Source organism: Streptomyces sp. NPDC047974, assembly GCF_040653375.1.
Taxonomy (GTDB): domain Bacteria; phylum Actinomycetota; class Actinomycetes; order Streptomycetales; family Streptomycetaceae; genus Streptomyces.
The window spans coordinates 682,948-694,242 of sequence record NZ_JBEZNU010000001.1 but is presented as its reverse complement, the minus strand read 5'-3'; the positions used below and the strand labels follow the sequence as shown (position 1 = coordinate 694,242).

The following is an 11,295-nucleotide window of genomic DNA, read 5'->3' as shown; positions in this document are numbered from 1 at the left end:
AAGCCTGAGACCTGATGCCGAGCCGATTGTGGTGAAGTGGATGATCCTATGCTGTCGAGAAAAGCCTCTAGCGAGTTTCATGGCGGCCCGTACCCTAAACCGACTCAGGTGGTCAGGTAGAGAATACCGAGGCGTTCGGGTGAACTATGGTTAAGGAACTCGGCAAAATGCCCCCGTAACTTCGGGAGAAGGGGGGCCACGCCTGGTGATGAGTCTTGCACTCTGAGCTGGGGGTGGCCGCAGAGACCAGCGAGAAGCGACTGTTTACTAAAAACACAGGTCCGTGCGAAGCCGTAAGGCGATGTATACGGACTGACGCCTGCCCGGTGCTGGAACGTTAAGGGGACCGGTTAGTGACCTTTCGGGGTTGCGAAGCTGAGAACTTAAGCGCCAGTAAACGGCGGTGGTAACTATAACCATCCTAAGGTAGCGAAATTCCTTGTCGGGTAAGTTCCGACCTGCACGAATGGCGTAACGACTTCTCGACTGTCTCAACCATAGGCCCGGTGAAATTGCACTACGAGTAAAGATGCTCGTTTCGCGCAGAAGGACGGAAAGACCCCGGGACCTTTACTACAGTTTGATATTGGTGTTCGGTTCGGCTTGTGTAGGATAGGTGGGAGACTGTGAAGCGGCCACGCCAGTGGTTGTGGAGTCGTCGTTGAAATACCACTCTGGTCGTGCTGGATGTCTAACCTCGGTCCGTGATCCGGATCAGGGACAGTGTCTGATGGGTAGTTTAACTGGGGCGGTTGCCTCCCAAAGGGTAACGGAGGCGCCCAAAGGTTCCCTCAGCCTGGTTGGCAATCAGGTGTTGAGTGTAAGTGCACAAGGGAGCTTGACTGTGAGACCGACGGGTCGAGCAGGGACGAAAGTCGGGACTAGTGATCCGGCGGTGGCTTGTGGAAGCGCCGTCGCTCAACGGATAAAAGGTACCCCGGGGATAACAGGCTGATCTTCCCCAAGAGTCCATATCGACGGGATGGTTTGGCACCTCGATGTCGGCTCGTCGCATCCTGGGGCTGGAGTCGGTCCCAAGGGTTGGGCTGTTCGCCCATTAAAGCGGTACGCGAGCTGGGTTTAGAACGTCGTGAGACAGTTCGGTCCCTATCCTCTGTGCGCGTAGGAATATTGAGAAGGGCTGTCCCTAGTACGAGAGGACCGGGACGGACGAACCTCTGGTGTGCCAGTTGTCCTGCCAAGGGCATGGCTGGTTGGCTACGTTCGGGAGGGATAACCGCTGAAAGCATCTAAGCGGGAAGCCTGCTTCGAGATGAGTATTCCCACCTCCTTGAGAGGGTAAGGCTCCCAGTAGACGACTGGGTTGATAGGCCGGATGTGGAAGCCCAGTAATGGGTGGAGCTGACCGGTACTAATAGGCCGAGGGCTTGTCCTCAGTTGCTCGCGTCCACTGTGTTAGTTCTGAAGTAACGAACTCCCAATCCGGTTGGTTGAGTTCAACTTCATAGTGTTTCGGTGGTCATAGCGTTAGGGAAACGCCCGGTTACATTCCGAACCCGGAAGCTAAGCCTTTCAGCGCCGATGGTACTGCAGGGGGGACCCTGTGGGAGAGTAGGACGCCGCCGAACAATTTTTAGCCTCAACCCCCGGACCATGTCCGGGGGTTGAGGCATTTTTGCGTTCTTGTGAAGCCTCGTGCGCATCGCTTCCCTTCTCCTGGGGCCGCGCCTAGCGTCAGCCGTCGGCGCGACAGTCGTACGGATCCCTAGGAGCTGTCTTGAGTACACGTGTGCCCCGCCGACGGGGGCGAGCGGCGGTCGTCGCCGCTCTCGCGGCCGTGCTGCTGGCGGGATCGGCGCCCGTCGCCCAGGCCGAGGAGATACCCCTCGCGCTCGGACACCGCCTCGTCGATCACTACGAGGGGGCGCCGGGAGTCGCCCGGCCGCTGCCGGGCACCGGACCGGCCCAGCACCCCCACCTCGCGCCCAACGGCCGCAGCGGCATGCACGCCGACGGAGCCGGCAGCGGTACCCATCCGTATCCGGCGCCGCTGGGGCGGAACCCCGAGGTCACGAGCGAGAAGATCGCCCCCGTCGGCGGCGAGTGCGCCACCGCCACCTTCGACGCCGGCGGGCGGCTGATCACCGTCTGCGGCACCTTCAGCGGCTTCCTGCTCAAGTTGCTGGACCCGCGCAGCCTCGACACCCTCGCCGAGTACAAGCTGCCGCAGCGCTCCTCCACCGTCGAGGCCATCACCCGGCTCGACTTCGAGAAGATCTTCAAGGACACGTCCGGGGGCGCCTACTTCTACCTGGACGACCGCGACCGGGTGGTGCTCGCCGACTCCCGGCAGCACGTGCTGCGGATCGCCCACGGGCAGAAGGCGGACGGCACCTGGGAGTTCACCGTCGAGGACGACTGGGACCTGACCTCGCTCGTGCCGCACGACTGCGTCAGCTGGACCAACCTCTTCCCCAGCGGGGTGTGCGACCCCGTCACCTCCGTGATGCCCGACTGGGACGGGCGGATCTGGTGGGTCACCCGGCTCGGGCGGGTCGGGACCGTCGACCCCGCCACCGGTACCCTGCGGGCGATCCGGCTCGACGGGGAGGAGATCCAGAACTCGTTCTCCGTCGCCGAGGACGGCGTCTCCATCGTCACCGACCACGCGCTGTACGCGTTCCGGGCCGACGGTGACGGGACGCCGCGGGTCGTCTGGCGGGAGACGTACGACCGGGGGACCGGCACCAAGCCCGGTTCGGTGAACCAGGGGTCGGGAACCACGCCCGACCTCTTCGGCAGCCGGGACGAGTACGTCGCCATCACCGACAACGCCGACGACCGGATGAACGTCCTCGTCTACCGGCGCGGTGCCGACGTGCCGGCGGGCGAGCGGCTCGTGTGCCGGGTGCCGGTCTTCCGGTCCGGGGCCTCGACGACCGACAACTCGCTGATCAGCTGGGGCGACAGCCTCGTCGTGGAGAACAACTACGGGTACGAGAACCCGTCGTCGCTCGCGTTCGGCCGCACGGTCGTCGGCGGGGCGACCCGGATCGACGTGCGGGGCGACGGCAGCGGGTGCGACGTCGTGTGGGAGAGCGACGTGCGGTCGCCGTCCACCGTGCCCAAACTCTCCACCGCCAACGGCCTGCTGTACTTCTACGAGAAGCGGCACAGCGCCCTGGGGATCGACGCCTGGTACCTCACGGCCGTCGACTTCCGCACCGGCGGCCGCGTCTTCTCGCGGCTGACCGGGACCGGGCTCGGCTACGACAACAACTGGGCGCCGATCACCCTCGGGCCCGACGGGACCGCGTACGTCGGCGTCTTCAACGGGATCGTCGCCGTACGCGACACCGCCTGAGCCCGGTACGGCCTCCGGGTCACTCCATGGGCGGCATCTCGCCGACCGTCGTCCGGACGTCGATCACCGCGAAGGCGGCCCCCTGCGGGTCGAGGAGGGAGGCGAAGCGGCCGAAGGGGCTGTCCATGGGGCCGAAGAGCTTGCGGCCGCCGAGGCGTTCGGCCGCGGTGACCGCGAGGTCGCAGTTGTCGACGGCGAAGTAGATCTGGATGTAGTCGGGCATCTCCGGCGGGAACTCGTCGGGGGCCATCCTCATCCGGCCGAGGACCGGGTCGGCGCCGAGGTCGAAGACCTTGTAGTCCATGTCCTCACCGGTCATCTTCTTGGTGTCGTAGCCGAAGACGCCGGTGAAGAAGGGGTCGGACTTCTCGGGCCGGCGGGTGAAGACCTCGGCCCACACGAAGGAGCCGGACTCGCCTTCGAGCTCGAAGCCCTCGTGGACTCCGGCCTGCCACAGACCGAAGACCACGCCCGACGGGTCGGAGGCGAGGCACATCGAGCCGAAGTCGCCCACCCGCATCGGCTCCATCAGGATCGTGCCGCCCGCCGCCCGGATCTTCTCCGCCGTGGCGGAGACGTCGTCCGCGGCGAAGTAGAGACACCAGGCGGACTGTGGTGGGGTGTCGCCGCCGGGCATCGGCGGGACGATGGCGGCGACCGCCTTGCCGTCCTTGTACGCCTGGGTGTAGTTGCCGAACTCCGTCGACGCCTCGCCGAACGTCCAGCCCAGCACATCGGCGTAGAAGGTCTTGGCGCCCTCGGCGTCGGTGAACATAGCGTCGGTCCAGACCGGGGTGCCCTCGGGTCGTACGGCCATGACGAGACTCTCGCTTCCGATCGGTGACGTTTGACGTGGCTCAGGGCCTTTGTCCACGCTAGTCACGACCGGCCCGGCCCGCGCGGTGGCGCGCGGGCCGGGCCGGCTCAGCGCGGGAGCCGTGTGAGGCCGTAGCGGTGGAACGGGGCCCTCGGCAGGGCCAGGTCAGGGCGCCAGGCCGCGAGGACCTGCGCGGACGGCAGGAACAGGGCCGTGGGCAGCTCGTCGGGGGAGGTCCAGCGCCAGCGCTCGATCTTCTCGGGCTCGGCCACGGCCGGGGTGCCCGTGAAGGCGCGGACCACCGTCGCCGCCGTCAGCCGGGTGAGCTCCGACGAGGTCACCGTGTCGAGGAGCAGGCCGACGACCTCGACGTCGGCGGGGTCGGCGCCGAGCGTGGTCTCCTCGGCCAGCTCGCGCGCCGCGGCCTCCTCGATGGACTCGCCCGGCTCCACCGCGCCGCCCGGGAGCTCCCAGACGCCCGAGCGGTCCAGACCCAGCAGGACCCGGCCGTCGCCGTCGAGGACGACGATCCCGGCCCCCAGGGCGGCCCGGGGGATCGGCGGGCGCGTGTTGCGGGCAGCGGCGGCGGGATCGGAGGCGTACACGTCGGGCGTCATGCGCCCTGTCTACCAGCCGCCGCCGACATCCCGTCCGCCGGCGCCGGAGGGACGACGACGACCGGGCAGGCGGCGTGGTGCAGCACCGCGTGTGCCACCGAGCCCACCAGGAGCTCGGCGATGCGGTGCCGGTGGTGCCGGCCCACGACGAGGAGGGCCGCCTCTGCGGAGGCGTCCACCAGGAGCCCCGCGGCGTCGCCCGGTGCCACCGTGCGGACCAGCTTCACGTCCGGGCGCCGCTCGGCGAAGGGGCGCAGCCGGGCCTCCTGCTCCCGCCGGGCCTCCGCGAGGAGCTCCTCGGTGTCGTCGGCGAGGGGCAGCGGCGGGGGCATCTGGAAGGCGGGGGAGGGGGCCGCGACCAGCGCGGACGGGTTCGGCGGGAGGCGGAGCCCGGTCATCGCCTCCAGGGGTACGCGGCGGAGCGCGGCCGCCCCGAAGGCGAAGTCGATCACCTCGTCCGGGGTCTCCTCCGGGTGCAGGCCGAGCAGGACGCGGCCGGCGGCCGGGCCGCTGTCCAGGGAGGCGGTCCTCGCCTCGTGCGGGACCACCACCAGCGGGCAGGGGGCGCGGGCGGCGAGGGCGCGGCCGGTGGAGCCGAGGAGGAGGCTGGTGAAACCGCCGTGGCCGCGTGAGCCCGTCACCAGGAGGCGGGCGTCCCGGGCCGCCACCGGCAGCACGTCGGTGACGGTGCCGTCCAGGGACTCGTACCGGACGGGGACCGCGTGGCCCCGCTCCTCCACGACGGTCCGCACCGCGTCCAGGACGGTGTCCCGCAGCTCCGGCTGGGTGCCCAGCGAGGCGATCCTGGCCGCGCCCAGCTGGAGGGCGTCGGAGCGGACGTGGGCCACGACGAGCGGGGCGTCCAGGGCCTCCGCCTCGGCGAGTGCCCAGGACAGGGCGCGCAGACTGTGCTCGGAGCCGTCCACGGCGGCCACCACGGGCGGATCGCTCTTCACGTTCATGAGGGAATGCCTCCCTCGGTCGGCGCCGCGCCACGCCGGTGGGTCAGGAGCGGATCAGGCGTCCTGCTCGCGGGCGGCGCGGTCGGCCTCGCGCTGGGCGTTGCGCTCCTTGATGCGGACGGTCTCCTTGCGGACGTCGGCCTGGGTGGCGCGCTCCTTGACGAGCCACTCCGGGGCCTCGGCCTTCAGGGCCTCGATCTGCTCCGTGGTGAGGGCCTCGGTGATCCCGCCGCGGGCGAGGCCCGAGATGGAGATGCCCAGCTTGGAGGCGACCACGGGGCGCGGGTGCGGGCCGTTCTGCCGGAGCTCCTTGAGCCAGGCCGGCGGGTTCGCCTGCAGCTCGTTGAGCTCGGCGCGCGAGACGACGCCCTCCTGGAAATCGGCGGGGGTGGCCTCGAGGTACACACCCAGCTTCTTGGCCGCGGTGGCCGGCTTCATCGTCTGGGAGTTCTGGTGCGACGTCATGGGGTCAAGGGTATCGAGCACACGGAGCTCCTCCGACCACGGCCGCCCTCCGACCTGCGCGGACGACCGGCCCGGACGGGCTCCGCCGGTCGCGGAGGGGCGGGTAATCTTGCGGGGTGACAGACTCCCCGCTTGCCCCCGCCCCCGACGCCGCGGCCTTCCGGCTCGCCTTCGTGCCCGGTGTGACGCCCTCGAAGTGGGTGCGGACCTGGGAGCAGCGGCTGCCCGACGTGCCGCTCACGCTGGTGCAGGTGACGTCGGGTGAGGCCTTCGGGATGCTCCGGGAGGGCGGCGCGGACGCCGCGCTGCTGCGGCTGCCGGTCGACGGCGAGGACCTGAGCGCGATCCCGCTGTACGAGGAGACCAGCGTGGTGGTGGTGCCCAAGGACCACCACTTGGCCGCGGCCGAGGAGCTGACGCCGGAGGACCTGGCCGAGGAGCTGGTGCTGCACCCGCTGGACGACGCGCTCGGCTGGGAGGGGTCGCCGCCCGGGCTTCCGGCGTTCCAGCGGCCGGAGACCACCGCCGACGCGATCGAGCTGGTCGCCGCCGGGGTGGGTGTGCTGGTCGTGCCGCAGTCGCTGGCCCGGCTGCACCACCGCAAGGACCTGACGTACCGCACGATGACCGGTGTGCCGCAGTCGCGGGTGGCGCTGTCCTGGCCGAAGGCCGAGGAGGCGCCCGACCTGGTGGAGGAGTTCATCGGGATCGTCCGGGGCCGGACCGTGAACAGCACTCGGGGACGGCGCGCGGAGGAGCGGAAGGGGCAGAAGACCGCCCAGAGGTCCGATCAGAAGTCCGGTCAGAAGCCCGCGAAGAGGACGGCGGGGGCGAAGCCGGCGCGGCCGGGGAAGCCCGCCAAGGGCAAGGGCGGTGCCGCGGGGCGCGGCGGGAAGCCCCGCCGCGGCCGCTGAGCGGGGCCCTCGGCATACTCCTCCTGATGATCGAGTGCCCACCACCGCGGTGGGCGGTGAGAAGAGGAGAAGCCTTTGGCCGCCAGTTTCAGGACCGTCGTCGAGGTGGCGCCCGCCCATCTCGACGAGGCCCGGTCGATCGACCGGGTGTTCCAGGAGGCGATCGCCCCCGCCACCGTCAATTTCGACTTCGAGGCCATCCACCAGGCGGCCGCCGCCGTTCCGGACAGCACCATCGTCCGGATGGTGCGCGGCTGGGGCCTCAGGGAGCACGCGCCGCTGCTCGTCATGGTGCTCTCGCTGAAGGAGGCCGTCCAGCAGGCGCTGCCGGCGGAGTGCGCGGAGGCGGGTTTCTGGGAGACCGTGGAGCGGGAGCTGGTCTCCGCGTTCACGGGGCTCGGCGAGCAGCTGGGGCAGCCCGGTCTGTCGTTCTACGAGGAGTCCGAGGAGCGCACGCGCTACTACCGGGACCTGTTCTTCGCGCTCCAGGAGGAGGGCGCCGGCGGTGACGCGCTGCACGCGCTCGCGTTCTGCGTGGACGTCACCGTCGAGCTGCCGAAGGAGCGGGTGCTCGGGCTCGGGCTGACGGACGCGGCGCCGTTCGCCGTCGGTCTCAACGCGATCGTGCTGCGGCGGCCGCTTCCCGTCGCGGCCTGATCCTCGGCTCGCGCCGGCCCGCCGTCCCGGGCCGGATCCTCAGCGGGGCCACGGGCCGTAGCCGTCCCCCGTACCGTCGTTCCCGTCGCCGTGTCCGTCGCCGTTCCCGTCTTCGCCGTCGGCGTCGCGGTTGAGCCGGGCGACGAGCGGGACCAGGAACCAGCACAGCGCCAGCCAGAGCGCCATCACGACGACCAGCCAGAGCGCGATCGTGTCGTCCAGGACCATGCGCATGATCAGCAGGAACGTCGACACCATCGTCAGGTAGAGCAGCACCACGCCGACCAGGGTCAGGCGCCCCGCCCAGGACACCGCCTCCGGTTTCAGCCGGCGTCCCGCCACGAGGCGGTGGACCGCCACCGGCGCGACGAGCGCGCCCGTGGTCGCCGCTCCCAGGCAGACCGTCACCACGTAGATGACCCGGTCCGTCGTGCCCAGCTCGGCGAAGCGCGGCTGGAAGACGACGGCGACGAGGAAGCCGAAGAGGATCTGGGTGCCCGTCTGGGCGACGCGCAGCTCCTGGAGGAGTTCGTTCCACCGGCGGTCGGCGCGCTGGTCACGGCTCTCGCCGCGTCCGTCGTCGGGCCGGACGGTGTTCTCGGTGGTCATACGGGGCGAGTGCCCCCACGCTCGCCCCGTATGCCCCTCCCGTCCGGGTGCTTCTTCCCCGCGCACCCGGTCCGTGTCAGCCCACCGGCCCGCGCAGCCGGCCCCGCCGGGCCGCCGCGACCAGCTCGGGGACGGTCGCGAGCTTGACGCGCGGCCGGCCGGTCGCCGCGCCCCGGGCGCGTTCGGCCCGGTCGATGGCGGCGAGACCGCGGGCGTCGACGAGCCGTCCGGCGCGGCCGCGGGCGAGGCGGGCGAAGGCCTTCGCGGAGCCGGCGGGCTTCGGGAGGCGGCCGTCGACCGCGTCGGCGAGCAGGCTGCCGACGGTCTCCGCCGCGCAGGCGCGGTTGGCGCCGATGCCGCCGGAGGGGCCGCGCTTGATCCAGCCGACGACGTAGGTGCCGGTCATGCCCTCGACGCGGCCGGCGGTGTGCGGGACGGTGCCGGTGGTCTCGTCGAACGGCAGCCCGGCGAGCGGTACGCCCCGGTAGCCGATGGCCCGGACGAGGAGGCCCGCCGGGATGTCGGCGCTTCCCCCGGGGCCACCGGTGCGGACCGCGCGGACGGCGTCCTCGCCGAGGGCCTGCTCGGGGGCCGAGTGGAAGCGGAGGACGATCCGGCGGCGGCCGGTGTCGGGGCCGCCGGCCCAGTCGACCGTCTCGCGGGCCGTGTCCTTGAGGAGGGCGGCCTTGTCGCCGGGGGCCGCCGCGTCGATGGCCTCGGCGATCCGGGGGTCGTGGGTGTCGACGACGAGGTCGACGCCGGGGAGGTGGCCGAGGGCGAGGAGCTCGGAGGCGGTGTACGCGGCGTCCTCGGGGCCGCGCCGGCCGAGCAGCACCACCTCGCGGACCCGCGAGCCGCGCAGGGCGGCGAGCGCGTGGTCGGCGATGTCGGTGCCGGCGAGGGCGGCCGGGTCGGTGACGAGGATGCGGGCGACGTCCAGGGCGACGTTGCCGGTGCCGACGATCACGACCCGCTCGGTGGTGCCGAGGGCGACGGCTCCGGGCGCGGTCTCCGGGTGGGCGTTGTACCAGGAGACGAGGGAGGTGGCGGAGAGGCTGCCGGGCAGGTCCTCGCCGGGGATGCCGAGGCGCCGGTCGGACGGGGCGCCGACCGCGTACACGACCGCGTCGTGGTGGGCCGCCAGCTCCTCGGGGGTGACGTCCTTGCCGATCTCCACGCCGAGCCGGACGGTGGCCCGGGGGTGGGTGTGGAAGCGGGCGAGGCTGTCGCCCGCGCCCTTGGTGCCCGGGTGGTCGGGGGCCACGCCGTAGCGGACCAGGCCGCCGGCGACCGGGAGCCGGTCGATGAGGGTGACCTCGGCGTTGGTGTGCAGGAGCAGGTCCTCGGCCGCGTACATGCCGGCCGGTCCCGTGCCGACGACGGCGACCCGGATGGGGGCGAAGTCGGAGGGGAGGGAGCGGCCGAAGGAGGGCTCGCCCCAGGGGTGGAAGGTGGGGGAGGCGAGGACGGGGGCGGGTTCGCGGCCCTCGAAGTGGGCGGCGTTGATCGCCTCGTACCGCTTGAGGGGCGCGGTGAGCCGGTCGACCGGGAAGATCGCGTCGACCGGGCAGGCGTCGGCGCAGGCGCCGCAGTCGATGCAGCTCTTCGGGTCGATGTAGAGCATCTCGGTGGTGCCGAAGTCCGGCTCCTCGGGCGTCGGGTGGATGCAGTTGACCGGGCAGACGGCGACGCAGGTGGCGTCGGAGCAGCAGGTCTGGGTGATGGCGTAGGTCATGGTGGCGGCTCGGCTCGGCTCGTCGGGGTCGGACTCGGGGTCGGACGCGGGGTCGGACGCGGGGCGGACTCGGGTCGGAGTCGGGGCGGAGCCGCGGTCAGATGAGGTGGGCGCGCCGGTAGAAGCGGACGGCCGGCCGGGTCAGCATGCCGACGTCGCCGAGGAACTCCATGAGGCCGGAGCAGCTGGCCCGCAGCCGGGCCTTGTAGTGCTCGTTGGCGGCGGCCTCGCGGCGGGCGCGCTCGGGGTCGAGGCCGGCCCGGACGTACACCTCGGGGTTCACCAGGCTGGTGATGATGTAGTACGCGGCGATGGCGACGATCAGCGCCTGGAAGTGGCGGCGGGCGCGGCTCGCGCCGGCGAGGTTGCGGCGGGTCTCGTCCCGGGCGAACTTCATGTGCCGGGACTCCTCGACGACGTGGATGTTGTTGATGGTCCGCACGAAGGGGACCACCCGCTCGTCGCGCATCCAGTCGCGCTGCATGACGTCGAGGACCTCCTCGGCGACGAGGATGCCGGCGTAGGCGGCCTCGCCGAAGCCGATGGTCTTCATGACCCGGCCGAGCTCCATGATGGCCCGCTTGGGCCGGTAGGCGGGGGCGCCGAGCTTCTGGGAGCCGCGGGCGAACATGATCGAGTGGCGGCACTCGTCGGCGATCTCGGTGAGCGCCCACTGGAAGCGGGGGTCGGTGTGGTCGGTGCGGTAGATGTCCCGGAGCACCAGCTGCTGGAGGATCATCTCGAACCAGATGCCGGTGGAGGCGACGGAGGCGGACTCCTGGCGGGTCAGCTCCTTCTGCTGCTCCTCGGTCATCTCGTTCCAGTAGGCCGTGCCGTAGAGGCTGTTCCACTCGGGGCTCTGGCCGTGGAAGTCCTTGTCGAGCGGAGTGTCCCAGTCGACCTCGACGGCGGGGTCGTAGCTGAGCTTGGCCGCCGACCGGAGCAGCCGCTCGGCGACGTCGTCCTGGTCGTGGTTGTCCGGGCGCACGGTGCTGCTGGCCATCGTTGCGGCTCCTTGGGTCACGCGGTCGGCTCGTGGTCGTTCCCTGGCTTGTTAGACATAGCGTCTAGCAAGCTTGTTAGACGGAACGTATAGCAAGGGTGTCGCGCGGGCTACCCCCCGGTACGGGATTTCTCGTCCGGACATGCCGAAGGGGCCGGAGCGCGATCCGCTCCGGCCCCTTCGGTCCGACC

General features: G+C 70.8%; 10 protein-coding genes, 1 rRNA gene and 1 other annotated feature (1 of these 12 only partly in view). Of the genes, 4 read left to right on the top strand and 7 right to left on the bottom strand.

Features of this window, described 5'->3' with window-relative positions; genetic code table 11:
• Nucleotides 1-1,396: a sequence feature (mutual gap in cmsearch alignment for this rRNA model is longer than 100), on the top strand (it extends 1,653 nt beyond the left edge of the window).
• Nucleotides 1,397-1,472: 76 nt separating this feature from the next.
• A 5S ribosomal RNA gene (gene rrf / locus AB0E19_RS03120) occupies nucleotides 1,473-1,589 on the top strand.
• Nucleotides 1,590-1,798: 209 nt separating this feature from the next.
• Nucleotides 1,799-3,325 (top strand): hypothetical protein, encoded by a 1,527-nt coding sequence (locus AB0E19_RS03115; protein ID WP_362172349.1) that lies wholly within the window; start codon nucleotides 1,799-1,801, stop codon nucleotides 3,323-3,325.
• A gap of 19 nt (nucleotides 3,326-3,344) precedes the next feature.
• Here the strand turns inward: AB0E19_RS03115 and AB0E19_RS03110 are convergent, their stop codons facing one another.
• The 4 genes from AB0E19_RS03110 to AB0E19_RS03095 form a co-directional block, all read right to left on the bottom strand.
• Nucleotides 3,345-4,142, bottom strand: a complete 798-nt coding sequence (locus AB0E19_RS03110; protein WP_362172232.1) for a VOC family protein — start codon at nucleotides 4,140-4,142, stop codon at nucleotides 3,345-3,347.
• Nucleotides 4,143-4,249: 107 nt separating this feature from the next.
• Entirely contained in the window at nucleotides 4,250-4,759 is a 510-nt protein-coding gene (locus AB0E19_RS03105) for an NUDIX domain-containing protein (protein WP_362172229.1), read from the bottom strand.
• A complete protein-coding gene (locus tag AB0E19_RS03100; protein ID WP_362172226.1) occupies nucleotides 4,756-5,721 on the bottom strand; it encodes a universal stress protein in 966 nt (321 codons plus the stop codon). Before AB0E19_RS03100 ends, AB0E19_RS03105 begins: the two co-directional genes overlap by 4 nt.
• 54 nt (nucleotides 5,722-5,775) lie before the next feature.
• Nucleotides 5,776-6,186, bottom strand: coding sequence for a DUF5997 family protein (locus tag AB0E19_RS03095; RefSeq protein WP_362172223.1), 411 nt, complete (start codon nucleotides 6,184-6,186; stop codon nucleotides 5,776-5,778).
• A gap of 116 nt (nucleotides 6,187-6,302) precedes the next feature.
• On the opposite strand from AB0E19_RS03095, the gene AB0E19_RS03090 reads away from it, so the two are divergent.
• Nucleotides 6,303-7,100, top strand: a complete 798-nt coding sequence (locus AB0E19_RS03090; RefSeq protein ID WP_362172220.1) for a LysR family transcriptional regulator substrate-binding protein — start codon at nucleotides 6,303-6,305, stop codon at nucleotides 7,098-7,100.
• A gap of 75 nt (nucleotides 7,101-7,175) precedes the next feature.
• Nucleotides 7,176-7,757 (top strand): Type-2Aa cytolytic delta-endotoxin, encoded by a 582-nt coding sequence (locus AB0E19_RS03085; RefSeq protein ID WP_362172217.1) that lies wholly within the window; start codon nucleotides 7,176-7,178, stop codon nucleotides 7,755-7,757.
• Between the two features lie 39 nt (nucleotides 7,758-7,796).
• Here the strand turns inward: AB0E19_RS03085 and AB0E19_RS03080 are convergent, their stop codons facing one another.
• The 3 genes from AB0E19_RS03080 to AB0E19_RS03070 all read right to left on the bottom strand — a co-directional run bounded on the left by AB0E19_RS03080 (nucleotide 7,797) and on the right by AB0E19_RS03070 (nucleotide 11,104).
• Entirely contained in the window at nucleotides 7,797-8,366 is a 570-nt protein-coding gene (locus AB0E19_RS03080; protein ID WP_362172214.1) for a DUF6328 family protein, read from the bottom strand.
• A gap of 76 nt (nucleotides 8,367-8,442) precedes the next feature.
• Nucleotides 8,443-10,101, bottom strand: coding sequence for an FAD-dependent oxidoreductase (locus AB0E19_RS03075; protein ID WP_362172211.1), 1,659 nt, complete (start codon nucleotides 10,099-10,101; stop codon nucleotides 8,443-8,445).
• A 97-nt stretch (nucleotides 10,102-10,198) separates the two neighbouring features.
• On the bottom strand, nucleotides 10,199-11,104 hold the full coding sequence (locus AB0E19_RS03070; RefSeq protein ID WP_362172208.1) for a diiron oxygenase: 906 nt from the start codon (nucleotides 11,102-11,104) through the stop codon (nucleotides 10,199-10,201).
• Between the last annotated feature and the right edge of the window lie 191 nt (nucleotides 11,105-11,295).

Bases quoted from the DNA above. Each gene is read 5' to 3' on its own strand.
- AB0E19_RS03110 (WP_362172232.1), bottom strand. From the start codon at position 4,142: ATGGCCGTACGACCCGAGGGCACCCCGGTCTGGACCGACGCTATGTTC.
- AB0E19_RS03105 (WP_362172229.1), bottom strand. From the start codon at position 4,759: ATGACGCCCGACGTGTACGCCTCCGATCCCGCCGCCGCTGCCCGCAAC.
- AB0E19_RS03100 (WP_362172226.1), bottom strand. From the start codon at position 5,721: ATGAACGTGAAGAGCGATCCGCCCGTGGTGGCCGCCGTGGACGGCTCC.
- AB0E19_RS03095 (WP_362172223.1), bottom strand. From the start codon at position 6,186: ATGACGTCGCACCAGAACTCCCAGACGATGAAGCCGGCCACCGCGGCC.
- AB0E19_RS03080 (WP_362172214.1), bottom strand. From the start codon at position 8,366: ATGACCACCGAGAACACCGTCCGGCCCGACGACGGACGCGGCGAGAGC.
- AB0E19_RS03075 (WP_362172211.1), bottom strand. From the start codon at position 10,101: ATGACCTACGCCATCACCCAGACCTGCTGCTCCGACGCCACCTGCGTC.
- AB0E19_RS03070 (WP_362172208.1), bottom strand. From the start codon at position 11,104: ATGGCCAGCAGCACCGTGCGCCCGGACAACCACGACCAGGACGACGTC.